Here is a 15,545-nt window from a genome sequence, read left to right as displayed (position 1 = left end):
TCATTGTGCGGCTCTAGAAGCCAAGCATGGTGCGCCTTTAGTCCGCCGCAAGCTCACGCACGCGCGGAATGACTTCCAGTGCGAAGCGGCGCATATCGGTTTCGAAGGGCTGGAATTGCAGCATGAACAATTCGATCCCCGCCCGATGAAATGCCACGATGCGCTCGGCAACCGTCGCGTAGCTTCCAACCAGACCCGCCGCCGTGCCGCCGTTCGTTCCCACGCGCGCCGACTTGCTGAAGGTCTGGTGCATGACCGTTTTCGGATCGCTGTTCTGCTTCACGATTTCGCGCAACGGCGCATCCTTCGCGGCGAGTTCGAACAGATGATCGAGATGATCCTGCGCTTCTCTTTCGGTCTCGCGCGCGATCACAAACGCCGATAACCCAAACCGCAACGCCGCGCCTGTGCGCTCGCGCGCGGCGACATCGGCTATGAGATGCTGCACGTCCGCAAGCGGCTGGCCGTTGATGAACCAGACGTCGCCTTTGTCGGCAACCAGCGCGCGGGCCGGTTCGGACTCGCCGCCCACGTAGATTCGCGGACGCTCGCGGTACGCGCTCGCGGGCCGCAGCAGGTAGTCCTCGACATCGAAATGCCGGCCCTTGAACGTGGTTCGCTCGCCGCGCAAGAGCGAACTCACCACGCTGATCCATTCGTGGCCATACGCATAGCGCTCGTCATGCTCGGCAAAGCCGATGCCCGCCTTCGCCAGTTCCGGACGGTTCCATGCGTTGACCAGATTGAGCGCAAAGCGCCCGCCGCTGATCTCCTCGATCTGCAGCGCCATTTTCGCGAGCACGACCGGGTGATAGAGATACGGCTTGATTGCCGTGATGATCTCGATACGCCGGGTCAGCGCCGCGATCGCCGCCGAGGCCGTCCACGCTTCGAGCTGGTCGAGCTTTTCATCGTGCGGATTGATGGTGTGCTGCGCAATCAGCGTGGCGTCGAAGCCGAGACGCTCGGCTTCCAGAATCAGTTCGCGGTTGCGGGTCCAGGAGGCGTCGTAGGGTTCGTCGGGATCTTGAAGTGCTGCGCGGCTACCGTGGACAAGCGCCCAGATGCCAAAGCGGGGAGGATTCGCGGACATGTGAAGCCGAAAGGGAAAGTGTCGGGGCATGATGCGTGGCGCGGCGGGCGCCGGTCAACGAAGCGCTTTTACTTTTTTCTTCTTTGCATTTCACGTCCCGCACTAACGGCAGATCCGAGTCTGCGAGAACGCTCGCGCCCGGGTGTTAATATCGACCGCCCGGATTCAAGCCCCAGCCCGCCGATTTCCCGCCCCGGACGAAACGTCCGACCTTCCAGCCCGCTCCTTCGTTCGAAGGCACATTGAAGTGACCCTATAAGTGACTCGACCGCATTCGCCGGCGCATTCCGATGCGTGCGCAGATGACACGCATCGACACATTGTCGACGCGATGCATGAACATGGCTGGTCGGAGCAGGACATCTTCTTGCCGCCGGAACTCACCGTTGCGCTCGCGCTGGAATGTGCGGCGCTGGCGACCGCTGGAACCTTGACGCTCGCGCGGGTCGGCCAGGGCGCGGCGCGCACGCTGCAACCCGAAATACGCGGCGACCGGATCCAATGGCTGCAAGCGGGTCAGTCCAAAGCCTGCGACCAGTATCTGGCGATCATGGAAACGCTGCGGATCGCGCTGAATCGCGGGCTGTTCCTGGGACTCGACGAATACGAAAGCCACTTCGCGTTCTACACGCCAGGGGCCGCGTACAAGCCGCATCGCGACCGCTTCCGGGACGACGACAGCCGCACCGTTTCAGTCGTCGTCTACTTGAATGCCGCCTGGCTGCCGGAGCACGGCGGTGCGCTGCGGCTGCATCCAGCGGGCTCGCACCCACGTGACATTTCACCTGTCGCGAGCCGGATTGCGGTGTTTCTCTCCGCCGACATGCTGCACGAAGTACTGCCCGCCACGCGCGACCGGTTATCGCTCACAGGATGGTTCCGGCGCCGCGCCTGACCTCCTCCTCTATGAAGGCACCGCATCATGCAAACTGAAAGCTTCATTCCCGGCAAGGATGCATCGCTGGAAACCTCCATTGCCACCATGACGCAGAAGCTTGCGGCGCGCGGCTTTTTCCTCGATGAAAGCTCGTGGCTCAACCCGGCGGAGAACATCTGGTCCGTGCATATGCGCGACCGCGATTGTCCGCTGCTGTTCACCAACGGCAAGGGCGCGTCCGAACTGGCCGCGCGCGCCAGCGCGCTGGGCGAGTTTTTCGAGCGCCTTGGCTGCCATTATTTCTGGACGCACTTCTATCTCGGCGAAACCCGCGCCGCGCGTCCGTTTGTTCATTACCCGCAGGAACGCTGGTTCGCACCCACGGATGATGGTACGTGGCCGAAAGAATTGCTGAATCCGGAATTGCATGCGTACTACAACCCGGATAGCGACATAGACGGCTCAGTGATGGTCGATCTGAACTCCGGCAACGTGGATCGCGGTATCTGCGCGTTGCCTTACACGCGTCTGCGCGACGGCGAAATCACGTGGTTCCCGGTGAACCTGATCGGCAATCTGTATGTCAGCAACGGCATGTCGGCGGGCAACACGAAGCTCGAAGCGCGCACGCAAGCGCTGTCCGAAATCTTCGAGCGCCACGTGAAGTACCGCATCATCAGCGAAGGTCTGTGCCTGCCGGATGTTCCAGAAGACGTGATCGCGCGTTACCCGGGAATTGCTGCCGGCGTGAAGGCTTTGCGCGACGCCGGTTTCGGCATTCTGGTGAAGGACGCGTCGCTCGGCGGCCATTATCCGGTGATGAACGTGACCTTGCTGCATCCGAAGGATCAAGGCGTGTTTCCGAGTTTCGGCGCGCATCCGCGTTTTGAAATCGCGCTGGAACGTGCACTGACCGAGTTGCTGCAAGGCCGGTCGCTCGCGTCGCTGGAGAACTTCCCCGAAGCCGGTTTCGATATGGACGAAATCACCGCGGTCGCAAATCTCGAGATTCACTTCGTGGATTCAAGCGGTGTGGTGAGCTGGGAATTCCTTGGCGAAGAACCCGATTATCAGTTCGCCGACTGGAATTTCAGCACGACCACGCAGGAAGATTACGACTGGTTGTGCGCGTGTATCGCGGCTGAAGACCGTGATGTGTATATCTCCGATTTCGAAGAACTCGATGTCTACGCCTGCCGCATCCTCGTGCCCGGCATGTCGGAGATTTATCCGGTTGAAGACCTGCAATGGGAGAACAACAGCGTGGGCAACGAGATTCGTCCGGCGCTCGTGCGCCTGAACGAACTCGAGGACGACGAATGCCAGAGGCTGCTGGACGATCTCCAGACCATGAATCTCGGCGACGAACGCCCGCTGTGGGAAATTCTCGGGCTGGCCGTTCCGGTCGGGACGACATGGAAGGAACTGCGCGTTGGCGAGTTGAAGACGTTGCTGGCGCTGGCAATAGGCGACAGGGAAGCGGCGCGCGAAGGCTGCGACTGGATCCATCATTACCGGCAGATGAACCATGCGCGCTGGCTGGTGTATCGCTGCGTCGAGGCGTTGCTCAATCTCGATGAACCCGGCGAGTTTGGACGCTCGTTGACGCTGCTGTATGGTGCGCAAACGCTGCGTCAGGCGCAGGCGCTGGTCGACGGCAAGGAGCGTTTCTTCGGCCTTCCCATGCTCGGCCCCGATTTCGAAGGAAGCGCCATCCACGGCACATTGCTCGCCGCCTACGACAAGCTGTTTGCGCCTCAAGCCACACCGCCAGCCACTCATTAAGCACGGCCTGCAAGCATATTCATCGCGCGAATCGATCACTCGTCTTGAAGGTCGCGCGGTGGGTGACCTTCGCCCGCCAGGCGCGTAGCCGCATCGCGCTTGAGCGCCGCGCGGTCGATCTTGTTCGTCGACGCCAGCGGAAACGCCTCGACGAACCACACTTGCCGCGGATGCTGATACGCCGGCGCATGTTCGAGCGCGAACTTTTTCACGGCCTCCGCGCTCAATTGCGCGCCCGGCTTTCTCACGATGAACGCAACGGGCTTCGTACCCTTGATGGCGTCATCCACGGGAATCACGCTCGCTTGCTGAATCAGCGGATGCCGCTCCAGCATCTTTTCCACATCGCCGGGAAAGATGTTTTCGCCGCCCGACACGAACATGTCGTCACGTCGCCCGATGAATGTATAGAAGCCGTTTTCATCGCGGCGAAATACGTCGCCCGAACGATAAAAACCATCGGCCGTGATCGGCGGCGCAAGGTCCGCGCGATTGTGATAACCGTTCATCAGACCGGGACTGCGCATTTCCAGTTCGCCCTCGTCGGCGGGCTGCCCGTTTGTATCGACCAGGCGAAGCTGCACTTGCGGATGCGCCACGCCAACAGCCAGGGGCGGCGTCGGCAAGCCGCCGGGATGCGGGCCGAACACCACGGGACCGCCTTCGGTCGTGCCGTATGCATTGATCACTTTCGCGTTCGGCAACAACGTGTGGATCTGGTCGAGCAACGCGCCGCTGACCGGAGCGGAGCCCATGCGCACGTAACGTACCGACGATAGATCTGTTCGCGAAAGCAGGTCCCGCTCCTGCATCATCATGGCGATCATGGGCGGGACGGAGGTGAGCCAGGTGCATCTATACGTATCGATAGCGCGAATGTAGTTGCGCGCGTTGAACGCCGGCATGAGCACGGTCGTGGCGCGTGCGGCGAGCGCCAGAAACGCCAGCGCCAGCGCGTTCATGTGATAAAGCGGCGCTGCGATCAGCACGCGTTCGCTCTGCAACGGCTGCGCTTTCAGGCGCGTCTCGACAACCCACAAATGACTCGCGTGCGAAAGCACGACACCTTTGGGCCGGCCCGTCGATCCCGATGTGTAGAGAAATAGCGCGGCTTCGTTTTCATTCGGCGCGACCGGTTCGAACGGACCGCGATGAGCCTTGGCTTCTGCGATGAAGGCAGCGAAACCTTGCGTTTCGTCGGGACTGTCGAAGACGATTCGCGGCAGCGCATCAGGCGTATCGGCTGAACGCTTCGGATCACTGAATACCATTCGCGCGCCGCTGTCGGCAATAACCTCTGCAATCAGCGCTCGCGGGAACTTGTAGTTGACCGGCACGGCAACCAGCCCCGCGCGCATGATGCCAAGCAGGGTCGCGACATATTCGGCGGAGTTCGCAGCGAGCACCGCGATGCGTTCACCGCGCGCGTATTGCCGATGAAGCGTATGCGCAACGGCGTCCGCGATGGCGTCGAGTTCGGCGAACGTATACCGGCGCGCATTGAATGCTTCATCAAGGCCGATGATTGCAACGGCGTCGTTGTCCGCAGAGTCGCGGGCAATCAACGCACCGAGATTGGTGGGGAACGTCATGAGATGAATTCCAGCAAGGTATCGAAGCGCGGCAACGCAACGAGCACTCGATCTGCTTCGACTACAGCGGGCAAGCCAGCCGCGCTCGCCATTGGCTCGATCGATCGCCACGCTGGAGTACGCACGGTGATCGCGGCGTAACGCGGTCCACGCGCCGCGACGTGCGCGGCCATTGCGCCGAAATGCTCATCGAAGGTCTTGCGTGTCCAGTAAGCCAGCGCGAAGCCGGGCGCGATCTCGCCGAGTTGCATGTAGGGTTCGGGCGCTACATCGACCAGATGCAGCGCGCTCAAGCCAGTCGCGCCGTTCGGATGATGCTGCCATTCGTCACGAAACACGAACTCGGGCGTCAGGTGCTGGCAAAAATAGACGCGGCCGCCATCGAGCTGACCGGCTTTCAGGCGCACCGTCGTGAAACGCGCGTCGCCAAGCGGTTCAACCGGGCGCGAAAATGTCTGCGGCGGAGTCGTATCGAAGCCTGCCTGCTGCAACCTTGCAAAGGTCGCATCCGGATCTTCGGTGCGAAACACGAGACCGTCTGCGCCGAGGGGACTGTTCAGGATCTCCTCGCGCACGGTCTTGCCATCGGCAGGCAGACCGATCAGTTCGAGATAGTGGTCATCGAATACGATCGCGTGATTGATCGAGCCGAGCGTGTGATATCCGCGCGGCGCGACCGTGAAACCGAGTTGCTCGAAGATGGCTTGAGCGGCGTCGGTATCGAAGCGCGTGTTGATGACCAGGTGATCGAGCGGCAACATCACGGCACGGATGGCGGCGTTGCGGGCGAAGCTGTCGCGGTCGAATACGCGCCGCGTCCGCTTGCGACGAGCTTGCCCTCTTTATCGAAGACTTGCGCCTCGGCGACCGACACTTGCGAGCCGAACTTGACCACCTTGCCTTTCACGGTCAGGTCACCCTTGAACGCCGCGCGATGATAGTCCACACGCAAGTCGATGGTAGGCACGCCGCGCCCTGTTTTCGACACCAGCGCCCAATCCGCCGCGAGATCCACGAGCGCGGCGAGAATGCCGCCGTGCGTGTAGCCCTTGTCCGGATTCACGACCCACTCTTCGCGCCACGCGGCCGTGAGTTCAATCTCGCCCTCACCCACCGATACCACTTTCAGCCCAAGCCATTCGTGGAACGGGCCGCGACGAAGGCGCGCCTCGATATCCTGCGCGGACGGTAACGTTGCTTCGCTCATGATGTTTTCTCTCGATTTCGACTTTGCCCAACATTGGATTCACGGATTGACCACGACCTTGCCTAGCACCTCGCGATCGCGAATCAGACGCAGCCCTTCGGCCGCTTCTTCGAGCGGCAACGTCCGGTCGATGGCAGGCACGAGTTCACCTGTTGCGATCTGGTCGAGCAACGCGCGCAGGTTTTCATCGTAGAAACTGTTGGAGCCGATGATCTTCAGCTCGAAGCTCCAGATGTATCGCAGGTCTTCCGCCGGCGCATGTCCGGCCGTCGCGCCGCATACGAGCAGTGTGCCGCCGCGCTTGAGGCATTTCAGCGAGGGCACCCACGTGTCGCCGCCGGTGAAGTTCACGACCACGTCGACACCGCCGTCGTAGGTCCGGCGTTGCGGCTTGCCATACTGTCCAATGGCCCACTTCGAGAAATCCGTGGTCTTGTAGTTGACCGTCTGATCGGCGCCGAGCGCTTTCAGTTGCTCGCACTTCTCGTCGCTGCCCGCGCACGCGATCACTTCGGCGCCCAGTTGCTTCGCGATCAGGATGCACGCCGTGCCCACCCCGCCGCTCGCGCCGAGGATCAGCACGCGGTCGCCGGCCTTGACCGTCCTGTGCGTGACAAGCATGCGGTGCGCCGTGCCGTAGGCCACGGGCAAGGCGGACGCGGCGTCGTAGCTCACGGCGTCGGGCAGCGGGATCAACTGGGCCACGGACACGAGGCAATACTGCGCCATGCCGCCATCCAGCATTTCGCCCATCAGGCCCTTCTCCGGATACAGCGGATTCACGAGCACGCGATCACCCGGCTTCCAGCCTTCAACGCCCTCGCCCACTTCCGCGATGTCGCCGGCCATGTCGAGCCCGATCACCACTGGAAACGGCACCTTGATACCGGGCATGCCCTTCACCGTGAATACATCGTGATAGTTGAACGATGATGCACGCACGCGAATCACCACATGCCCGGACGTGGCTTTTGGCACGGGCTTGTCGCTGACCACATGCAGTTGATCAAGGTCGCCATGTTCGTTCAGCACGAGCGCTTTCATGGTCGATGCAATAGCGGTTGTCACAGTGTCTTCTCCACGTTACTGAATTGATTTCGATGCGGCGTATGGGGCGGTATCGAACAGATTGGCGGGCAATGCGCCCTTGATCACGCCACCGTCCACGAAAATCTGATGTTCGCGTTTGAGCGTGTCCAGATCGATAGGCTCGAAGGTCACGCGATTGATGTCCGACCAGCGCGCAGCGTAGGCCTGCGCGTCCTCAGCCGGCAAGTTCGCGCTCTTTTGCAGGATCGTGGCAACGTCGCCCTGATGCGCCGCGCCCCATTGCAACGCGGTGCGCATGCCGGCAATCAGCTTCGCCACGTCTTGCGGATGCTGGGCGAGATAATCCGCACGGATCGCGCTCACGCCAATGTAGGGCGTCGCGTCCGACTTCGTGAGCTTTTTCCATTCGCCGCCGAAACTGCCCAGGCGCTTCACCTTCAGCTCCTTCAATTGCGCGATGGTCACGGCGCGCAAGGCGGCCGCATCGACCTGTTTTTGCACGAGAAACTGCGCAAGGCGGCCTTCGTTTCCAGGAACAATCGAGAAGTCGGCAGGCTTGATGCCGTTGTTGCCCTGCAGGACTGCAGTTGCAATCGATGCAACCGAACTACCCGGCGGCGACATGCCGACCTTCTTGCCGCGCAGGTCGGCGAGCGATTTGATGGGCGAGTCTTCCGGCGCGACGAATTCGACATCGGCGGGTTGTGTTGCGAGCACGATCTTCAACGGCACGCCGTCGGCGGCAGTGCTGAAGACGGCCGATGCGGGAGCCGCAAAAGCGAAGTCGATTGCGTTTGCGGCCAGTGCGCGATTGGGCGCGTTGACATCGGCGAAATGCACGAAGGTCACATCCAGCCCGCGTTGCTGCAGGAACTTCTGCGCTTCGAGCACCGCGCCAAAGCCAAGGCTCACGCCACTCGTCCAGTAGCCAATGCGTATCGGCGCCGCTTGCGCCGCGCGCACGCCGCCCAGTGCCGCACTTGCTGCAATGGCCGTAACAAGCGCCGCTCTCCTGAATAAATCAAAGCGTTTCATTATCCTCATCCCGTTTGGTTCATCTGGTTCAGTCGGTTTTTTTCCAGCGAAACAGGCGGCGTTCGAGCGGCTTCAGCACGCCCGCTTCAAGTGCAAGCATCAGGACGACCAATGTCGCAGTCCACGCGAAAACCTGATCGGTCTGCACGAGATCCGCCGCTTGCCGCAAGCGATATCCAATCCCGTTCGACGACCCGATGGTCTCCGCGACCAGCGACACACGCCAGCCAAAACCAAACGCAAGCCGCGCGCCGGCAAAGAAATGCGGCAAGATGGTCGGCAAGAAAATCTTGCGCATGATCTGTGTTTGCGACATGCGAAAACTGCGGGCAAGTTCTACGAGATTGCCATCTACAGTCAGCGCGCCTTGCCATACGTTAGTCAGGATCAGCGGCATGGCCGTCATGAACACCACGAAGATGGTTGTCGCATTCGAGATGCCGAACCAGATGATGGCGAACACGGCCCATATTGCCGACGAAACCGTATTTACAATCGAGAGCAGCGGCTCGAAAAAGTGCGCGACCCGCGGGTTCGATCCGAGCGCAATGCCAAGCGGCGCACCCACGGCCGCAGCCAACAGAAACCCTCCCACCACGCGATACAGCGTGACGCCAAGGTCATCGAAAAAAGTGCCGCCTTGCACCAGCGCCACGAACGCATGCGCGACTCTCTGCGGTCCGGGCAGCACGAATTGCGGCATGCGCAGCGACGCAAGCGACCAGAGCGCCAGCAGCAATACAACAAGCGCCACGCGTTGCGCAACGGTCGGGGCGAACGAACTTCGCGGAATAGTAGCCATAGGTCAGATCAGGAGACGCAGTTGGCGGATCGCCTCGGCAACGGCGGGATCGGTGGCGCTGCGCGGGCGCGGCAGGTCGACGCCGACAATCTCGCGCACGCGCCCGGGACGCGGTGCGAGCACGACCACGCGGTCGGCCAGCACGATCGCCTCCTCCACGTCGTGCGTGACGAAGAGGACGGTCATGTTTTGCATCGCGTGAATGCGCAGCAATTCTTCGTGCATCTGCGTGCGCATTTGCGGATCAAGCTTCGAAAACGGTTCGTCCATCAGCAGGATGCGCGGTCCCGTAACCAGGCTGCGAGCCAGCGCCACGCGACTGCGCATGCCGCCGGATAACTGATGCGGATGGGCATCGGCAAAACCTTGCAGCCCCACGAGATTGAGCACCGCATTCGCACGCGCATGGCGTTCGTGCGCGGGGATGGCGGGGACTGCGGCTTCCAGGCCGAACTCTGCGTTGGCGCGCGCCGTGCGCCATGGGAGCAAGCGGTCTTCCTGAAACATATAAGCCAGCGCGTTACGGTCCTTCGTTCCTTCGGTATGCTTACCGTCGATCCATAGCTCGCCCGCGCTTGGCTCGATCAACCCCGCGACCATGTTCAGCAAGGTGCTCTTGCCGCAACCCGACGTACCAAGAAGCGCCACGATCTCGCTTTGGGCGACATCGAAAGAAACGCCGTCCAGCACCTGCAGCGAGCCAAACTGCTTGCCTACGCCGCGAAGAGATATTGCAGTGGATATTGCAGCGCTCATCGACGCAACTCCGCGACCGTATAGAGCGGCAGCGACGCGCCCGCGCTCGACAGGCTTGCGTAGACCTTTTCCATTGTCATGGTCTGGAACGTCTCGATGTGACGGCGCGCGATGGTCTCGGCACGGCGTCCGTCGCCGGCGATAAACGCATCGATCATCGCGTTGTGGTCATGCTTGATCTCGGGCTTCGTGCCTTGAACGCCAAAGCCTAGCGCCACGAGGCGCGACATTTCATCCAGCAGGCTTGCCAGCGTCCGGTGCAATCGTTCGTTGCCGCTCGCTGCGGCGATGGCGAGATGAAACTCGCGGTTGGCGTCCAGAAATACATCGATCTGCGCAGACAATGCGCGCTCAGGATGCGGCACCCGGCACGCGGCTTCGAGACGTTTGAGCAACTCGACGTCAACACGGCCACAAGCAAGACGTGCAGCCAGCGGTTCAAGCTGGACGCGCAACGCAAAGACTTCTTCGACGTCTTTCAGCGTGATCGGCGTGATCCTGTAACCCTGTCGCGGAAGCGAGCGCATGAAGCCTTCGTGCGCGAGCCGCACAAGCGCGATACGGCAACTCGTCTTGCCAATTTCGTAATCTGTCATCAACTGGCTTTCCGTCACCGTCGAGCCGGGCATGAGTTTGCACGACAGCACGTCGCGCCGGATGCGCTCGTAGGCGTCGTCGCCCCTGGCAATCGGTGCCGAAGTATCGGACGTGGCGACCGGAGTGGACATGCGCGGATCGGGATCGTTGTAGTTCATGAGTGTCGGATTGTGAGCAGCTCACGGTGTCGAATTGATGCGTTCAAGGAACCATCGTAGGCGTTTGCGTTGGTTTTCGAAAACAAGGAAAAGAAATAAAGATGTGGCGCAGGGAGATATCGTGAGGTGCTCAGCGGAGGAATTCGCCACGCGATGTATCGCGCGCTGATTTTTTGGACAAATTCTCGTCGGCGGCGAGCGATTATAAGAAGCGACGCCGCGCACTTCGGGCGATTGTCGCCCGGTTAGCGCGGGTTCGATACTCACCTGATGCATGGGGCAGGCCTGCGGTTTGCATGTACCTCCTTAACAACATCCAAAGGAGGTTTCATCATGATCAGGTCACTTATTCCGGCAGTTGTGATTGCATCGGCGTTGGCAACACCGGCGTTTGCCTTTGCTCAGGACAACACCCAAGTCACGCGCTCCGCAGTCAAAAACGACCTTCTGCAAATGGAGCAATCAGGATATAACCCTGATGCCGAACGTACGACCTACCCCGCAAAAACGCAGGCTGCCGAACAACGCGTGCAGGAAGAGCGCGGTGTAGCGGCAACTTCTTATGGGCCGTCGACTAGCGGTACGTCCGCTTCCGGGATTCGTGCGCAAACGGGCCCGTCGGACAGCAACCACACAGTTTATTTCGGTCATTGAGCCGTACGTGCGAACATCGAATGAAAGAGGGCCGCTTGCTATCGAGCAAGCGGCTTCTCCTCGGTTGACGCAGATAGCGAGGGACAGTATTTTCGCGGCTATTTCATTCAATGTGCATGGCTGCTTTTCTACAATCGATACACGCGAATGTGCAGCGGCCTGCGCCACACTCGCGGCGAGGCAGGCATCAATTTCCTTGCGGTGATTTTCTTCGATATGTCACGCGTTGCCATGACAGTTGGCTGACGAATGCCTAAGGCACTATGTGACGTTTACTTTTTCTCGTGTCCCGTCTCGTATGCCTTGATCGCGTCACCTGCCACGCGAAAGGCTGCGAGCGCGAGTGGCGCCCCACAGTACACCGACGCTTGCATCAACACGGCGCGAATCTCTTGCTTCGTTACTCCGTTCCTGAGCGCACCTTTCACGTGGACAGCAAGTTCGTGGTGCTGGCTCATTGCTGTCAGCATTGCAAGGTTGACTATGCTGCGCGTCTTGAATGACAGCGTCTCATCTCCCCATATCTCGCCCCAACAGTACTCGGTGACGAGCTTTTGCATCGGCCGGTTAAAGTCGTCAGCCGCAGCCCAGGACTTTTCTACGTGCTCCGCGCCGAGAACTTCTTTTCTGTTTTCGAATCCTTTTTCAAAACGTTCATTGCTATCCATTAGCATTCGCCTTCGTTGACATGGTTTGGTTTCCTTATCGATTTCGTAGGGTACGAATTGAATAAGGCGCTTCGCCGCGTTCAGCCCGTGCGACTCTTTCAACTAATCACTTTTCGCATCGGTCGGAAAAGTATGTCGCCACCCTTTCATCAAGATTCGGCCATCCTCTCAATCTGACGACCAGATTGGCGGCGGCTCGGCGATGTCCTTCCTTCACGCGGGTGTGTGCTTCTTTTTCGTGCTGTATTTGGCGCGATCTATTGGGGATTGCCAAATCGGTTTTGGTATTGTACGACTGTAATACAATCAGTCAAGTTGATATCTATTCGGGTTTTCCTTAACTAGATTCGACTTGCCTGCGAACGGATGCAATCAGATTGAATTTCGGCTCGCCGCCAAATTGTGGTGGACGCTAATCTAATCGACCGTTAGTTGCTAAATGAAGTTTCTTAATACGCGGGACAACGATGTCCAGAGCCTTCCCGTACGGCATGAATCGGGTTCGCCCTATGCGCTTCGTATCCCGTAGCGGCTCGTCTGTCCGTTTCCGCTGTAACCACGAAATGGCACTGAGCGCCGATGCTAGCGTCTCGGGTGCACTGCATTCTCGGTCCCACATCCGCCGGTTGGATACGTTGCCCGACTCACGTTGAACGCCTCGCGTGAAACTATCCGTCGGCTGGGGTTTATCGAGCAGAGGGCTGGTTCAATGAGGATTCGCTAATCGAGGGAAGACTTGGGCTCGCCCGATTGACGCCTGCGCACGCCGCCCGTAGGGTGCGTTTCATTTCCTCAAGCCGGTCACCAATATCTGCGGTACGTGCACGTGGATGGGCTATCCGGACAGATGTGTTGCACTCGGCGGTGCTTCGTACGGCGTTGCCCATGCATCTTTCGCGGAAGTCAGCGATCTGCTTCTGAGTTGCTTGCTTCAAAGCTTTTGCCTTGAGCGCCGCAACGAACGATTCGGCCCACTGTCCGGTTGCGACACGAGGCGAAACCTCGCGGCGATCTTGTACGAAAATCGACCGGGCGTCATTCGATACAACGACGAGTTTGCTGTAGGCATCGTCGATAAAAGTCCGACCGGCGCATTCGTGCACGGTGGCTGTGATCTGCGCTGCGCGGGCGACGTCACGGGCCTTGTGTTCGTCAGCGGTGCGTTTTGCGCGAATCTGATGGCTAAAGTCGACGGGTGAGCGCAGCAGGGCGCGAAGATAGCTGATCGGGCGCTTGGCCTGTTTCAGATGGTCCCAGGTTGCCTCGACAACATCGGAGAGCAGCTTGGCTTGAGCCTTTGCTTCACGCATGAGTTTGAAAATCAAAAATTGACGAAAACCCAAACCCAGCAGGCGCTCGAGGTCGGCAGGAACGGCGCCTGGTTGTCTCTTTTGATTCTTAGGGAATAGATCCTTATATATAGCTCCGTCTGCCACGCTGGCACACGGAGCCTCAAAAGTTTGAGAGAACGTGGCGACGCTACTATCCCTTGATGCGTGGGACTCGCTTGCTTCGGTATCGGGAGACGGAGAGATATAACCCAGGACCATCGCGGAACGTTCCGTGAGGTGCAGGTAGGCGCGCCCAAACAAGCCCGCGTTGCCATAACGTTTTTGCGGAGCGCGCTCGATCAATCCGGCGGCTTCAAGATCGTCAAGGCTGCGATAAAACGTTCGCATAGACTGCATGGCTCGGCCAGTGAGAAGTTCACGGCGGGCGAATATGGACGCGTAGGGGTTGTTGGCGTCGACCGTGCGCGCAAGCGCGGCCAATACAGCCCTTGCACGGGCTGGTAGCTCAGGATAATTGGCAGCGCGGTGCGCGGCCCGAAACACCACCCAGGGCAGATTGGATTGATGCGCCAGAAATGCATCCAGTGCGTTTTGATCGGTAGCAGTGGAATCGTCGTGGAGTGGAAGAGGGTACACAAACCCCTCGCCAGCAACGGAATGTTGCGCGATAAGCATGTCACACGTCCATTTCTAGAAAAATGGAAGAGAAACGCTTGACTGCCGATCGCTATCCGCTACACTTCGAGGTGTTGGGCCTTTATCCGATTCCCGTCGGAGAAATGCAGCGGTGGGCAAGCGACAGCGAAGCCCGGTTAAATCAAAAGCCTTCGGTTCCCACCGAAGGCTTTTGTCTTTCTGCGTTTAAACTAGATCATCGTTGTTCTCGATCGTTAAACTAAGTCCATGATTTTGAAGCCTTCCCTACTAGGGAGAATTTTGAGTTCCCGCTCAACTCCCAAGGGATTGCCAACCTCTTGTTGCTAACTCGTTGATTTCAATGTGTTCCCTACTAGGGATCATTGTTTTCCGAGTTCTGTTTCGATAAATGTGCGGATTCGCTCCGCCCATTGCTCAGCGTCATCTGCGGCGCTGCCTGAAAAAGACACGCCTACAACACCGTTGCGGGCTGAGATTTGACAAACTTTTTTTGCGCCCCGACGAATAATCATCGGTTCAATGCGTTCGCGAGATGCGCGAGGCGCTTTGGTGGCGGCGATTGCCTGAGCTTGCGTGAAAGCCTCGTCGTTTATCAGGCGTTCAATTGCGGCCTTGACCTTGTCTTCGCGGCCTTCCGCAACCGCCTTGGCCATTTGCTCGGCGGCGTTGCTACCCAGTCGCTCTGGCCGAGTGGCCAGCAGATTCTTGCTTTCGTCGGGCAGGAGATCGAACTTCATGATCCGGCCAACGTGTGAATCACTAATGCCCGCCGCCTTTGCCAGTTCTTCCTTGGTGATTCCCGTCGAGTCCTGCAGCGACTTGAAACCCCAAAACTTCTCGAAGTCGGAAAGTGTCGGCGATAACAGGTTGGAGAAAAAAGCGGCGTACTCGACCATCGATGCATCGATGTCGAGCACAATGCCGTCGATTTCTGTGCGTCCAATTTCCCGATAAACCGAAGCACGATTGTGCCCGGCCACGATGTCGTACTCGCCATCCGGCCGCTCCCGTACTGTGATTGGCTGAGCGAGCGGGTAAGCGGTCAAGTTGGCTTTAAGCTCGGCATACTCGGCGCTTGTCAATCGACGCCGGCGACCGGGTATTTCGTGAAGTTTGTTGAGCGGGATCTTGCCGGGAGCCCGCTGTTCAAGCGCGCGTTTCAGTTTTTCGATCTCTGCTTGCTGGCTATGAACGCGCCCTTGCAATCCAATCAATTGCCCCGGCGCCGTGCGTGGAGCAAGCGGCTCAGAAGGGGCGTCGTTGCTGTCGTCGTCAAGACGGATGCCTGCCGCCTTGGCTTTTTGTTTCGCTGCTGTAGACAT

General features: G+C 59.5%; 15 protein-coding genes. 3 read left to right on the top strand and 12 right to left on the bottom strand.

Annotated features, from left to right (window positions below; all coding sequences use genetic code 11):
- Positions 1-37: 37 nt before the first annotated feature.
- Positions 38-1,093 carry an LLM class flavin-dependent oxidoreductase gene (locus tag AWB64_RS16585; protein ID WP_060856509.1) on the bottom strand — a complete coding sequence of 352 codons (1,056 nt, stop codon included), beginning with the start codon at positions 1,091-1,093 and terminating at the stop codon, positions 38-40.
- A gap of 259 nt (positions 1,094-1,352) precedes the next feature.
- Between AWB64_RS16585 and AWB64_RS16580 the strand changes: the two genes are divergently transcribed.
- Both AWB64_RS16580 and ycaO read left to right on the top strand, forming a co-directional pair.
- On the top strand, positions 1,353-1,988 hold the full coding sequence (locus AWB64_RS16580) for a 2OG-Fe(II) oxygenase (protein ID WP_244164091.1): 636 nt from the start codon (positions 1,353-1,355) through the stop codon (positions 1,986-1,988).
- 27 nt (positions 1,989-2,015) lie between these two features.
- Positions 2,016-3,755, top strand: coding sequence for a 30S ribosomal protein S12 methylthiotransferase accessory factor YcaO (gene ycaO / locus AWB64_RS16575; RefSeq protein WP_060856508.1), 1,740 nt, complete (start codon positions 2,016-2,018; stop codon positions 3,753-3,755).
- Between the two features lie 35 nt (positions 3,756-3,790).
- On the opposite strand, the gene AWB64_RS16570 is transcribed toward ycaO, so the two are convergent.
- From AWB64_RS16570 to AWB64_RS16535, 8 genes are read right to left on the bottom strand one after another with little or no spacing between them, the layout of a single operon-like run.
- Positions 3,791-5,347 (bottom strand): class I adenylate-forming enzyme family protein, encoded by a 1,557-nt coding sequence (locus AWB64_RS16570; protein ID WP_060856507.1) that lies wholly within the window; start codon positions 5,345-5,347, stop codon positions 3,791-3,793.
- Positions 5,344-6,108, bottom strand: a complete 765-nt coding sequence (locus tag AWB64_RS16565; RefSeq protein WP_060856506.1) for a VOC family protein — start codon at positions 6,106-6,108, stop codon at positions 5,344-5,346. The genes AWB64_RS16570 and AWB64_RS16565 overlap by 4 nt, the downstream gene beginning before the upstream one ends.
- Positions 6,108-6,554 (bottom strand): PaaI family thioesterase, encoded by a 447-nt coding sequence (locus AWB64_RS16560; protein WP_060856505.1) that lies wholly within the window; start codon positions 6,552-6,554, stop codon positions 6,108-6,110. The genes AWB64_RS16565 and AWB64_RS16560 overlap by 1 nt, the downstream gene beginning before the upstream one ends.
- A 39-nt stretch (positions 6,555-6,593) precedes the next feature.
- Positions 6,594-7,598 carry a quinone oxidoreductase family protein gene (locus AWB64_RS16555; RefSeq protein ID WP_208603286.1) on the bottom strand — a complete coding sequence of 335 codons (1,005 nt, stop codon included), beginning with the start codon at positions 7,596-7,598 and terminating at the stop codon, positions 6,594-6,596.
- A gap of 39 nt (positions 7,599-7,637) precedes the next feature.
- Positions 7,638-8,639, bottom strand: a complete 1,002-nt coding sequence (locus AWB64_RS16550) for an ABC transporter substrate-binding protein (protein ID WP_060856504.1) — start codon at positions 8,637-8,639, stop codon at positions 7,638-7,640.
- 28 nt (positions 8,640-8,667) lie between these two features.
- Complete coding sequence (locus AWB64_RS16545) at positions 8,668-9,441, bottom strand: ABC transporter permease (RefSeq protein ID WP_060856503.1); 774 nt, start codon at positions 9,439-9,441, stop codon at positions 8,668-8,670.
- 3 nt (positions 9,442-9,444) lie between these two features.
- Positions 9,445-10,197, bottom strand: a complete 753-nt coding sequence (locus tag AWB64_RS16540; RefSeq protein ID WP_060856502.1) for an ABC transporter ATP-binding protein — start codon at positions 10,195-10,197, stop codon at positions 9,445-9,447.
- The gene (locus AWB64_RS16535; protein ID WP_244164090.1) at positions 10,194-10,952 is read right to left on the bottom strand and encodes a GntR family transcriptional regulator; all 759 of its coding nucleotides are present in this window, start codon (positions 10,950-10,952) and stop codon (positions 10,194-10,196) included. Before AWB64_RS16535 ends, AWB64_RS16540 begins: the two co-directional genes overlap by 4 nt.
- Before the next feature lie 333 nt (positions 10,953-11,285).
- On the opposite strand from AWB64_RS16535, the gene AWB64_RS16530 reads away from it, so the two are divergent.
- A complete protein-coding gene (locus tag AWB64_RS16530) occupies positions 11,286-11,606 on the top strand; it encodes a DUF4148 domain-containing protein (protein ID WP_341845226.1) in 321 nt (106 codons plus the stop codon).
- A 272-nt stretch (positions 11,607-11,878) separates the two neighbouring features.
- Here AWB64_RS16530 and AWB64_RS16525 read toward each other — a convergent pair whose 3' ends face one another.
- The 3 genes from AWB64_RS16525 to AWB64_RS16515 all read right to left on the bottom strand — a co-directional run bounded on the left by AWB64_RS16525 (position 11,879) and on the right by AWB64_RS16515 (position 15,545).
- Positions 11,879-12,274, bottom strand: coding sequence for a carboxymuconolactone decarboxylase family protein (locus tag AWB64_RS16525; RefSeq protein ID WP_060856565.1), 396 nt, complete (start codon positions 12,272-12,274; stop codon positions 11,879-11,881).
- 686 nt (positions 12,275-12,960) lie between these two features.
- Entirely contained in the window at positions 12,961-14,241 is a 1,281-nt protein-coding gene (locus tag AWB64_RS16520) for a hypothetical protein (RefSeq protein ID WP_063493225.1), read from the bottom strand.
- 341 nt (positions 14,242-14,582) lie between these two features.
- The gene (locus AWB64_RS16515; RefSeq protein WP_082850509.1) at positions 14,583-15,545 is read right to left on the bottom strand and encodes a ParB/RepB/Spo0J family partition protein; all 963 of its coding nucleotides are present in this window, start codon (positions 15,543-15,545) and stop codon (positions 14,583-14,585) included.

Source organism: Caballeronia sordidicola (assembly GCF_001544455.2).
Classification (GTDB): domain Bacteria; phylum Pseudomonadota; class Gammaproteobacteria; order Burkholderiales; family Burkholderiaceae; genus Caballeronia; species Caballeronia sordidicola.
The sequence above is the reverse complement of the archived record's forward strand: the minus strand, read 5'-3'. Positions and strand labels throughout refer to the sequence as shown.

Coding starts and splice junctions, on each gene's coding strand:
- AWB64_RS16585 (WP_060856509.1), bottom strand. CDS start 1,093: ATGTCCGCGAATCCTCCCCGCTTTGGCATCTGGGCGCTTGTCCACGGT.
- ycaO (WP_060856508.1), top strand. CDS start 2,016: ATGCAAACTGAAAGCTTCATTCCCGGCAAGGATGCATCGCTGGAAACC.
- AWB64_RS16570 (WP_060856507.1), bottom strand. CDS start 5,347: ATGACGTTCCCCACCAATCTCGGTGCGTTGATTGCCCGCGACTCTGCG.
- AWB64_RS16565 (WP_060856506.1), bottom strand. CDS start 6,108: ATGTTGCCGCTCGATCACCTGGTCATCAACACGCGCTTCGATACCGAC.
- AWB64_RS16560 (WP_060856505.1), bottom strand. CDS start 6,554: ATGAGCGAAGCAACGTTACCGTCCGCGCAGGATATCGAGGCGCGCCTT.
- AWB64_RS16555 (WP_208603286.1), bottom strand. CDS start 7,598: ATGAAAGCGCTCGTGCTGAACGAACATGGCGACCTTGATCAACTGCAT.
- AWB64_RS16550 (WP_060856504.1), bottom strand. CDS start 8,639: ATGAAACGCTTTGATTTATTCAGGAGAGCGGCGCTTGTTACGGCCATT.
- AWB64_RS16545 (WP_060856503.1), bottom strand. CDS start 9,441: ATGGCTACTATTCCGCGAAGTTCGTTCGCCCCGACCGTTGCGCAACGC.
- AWB64_RS16540 (WP_060856502.1), bottom strand. CDS start 10,197: ATGAGCGCTGCAATATCCACTGCAATATCTCTTCGCGGCGTAGGCAAG.
- AWB64_RS16535 (WP_244164090.1), bottom strand. CDS start 10,952: ATGAACTACAACGATCCCGATCCGCGCATGTCCACTCCGGTCGCCACG.
- AWB64_RS16530 (WP_341845226.1), top strand. CDS start 11,286: ATGATCAGGTCACTTATTCCGGCAGTTGTGATTGCATCGGCGTTGGCA.
- AWB64_RS16525 (WP_060856565.1), bottom strand. CDS start 12,274: ATGGATAGCAATGAACGTTTTGAAAAAGGATTCGAAAACAGAAAAGAA.
- AWB64_RS16520 (WP_063493225.1), bottom strand. CDS start 14,241: ATGCTTATCGCGCAACATTCCGTTGCTGGCGAGGGGTTTGTGTACCCT.
- AWB64_RS16515 (WP_082850509.1), bottom strand. CDS start 15,545: ATGTCTACAGCAGCGAAACAAAAAGCCAAGGCGGCAGGCATCCGTCTT.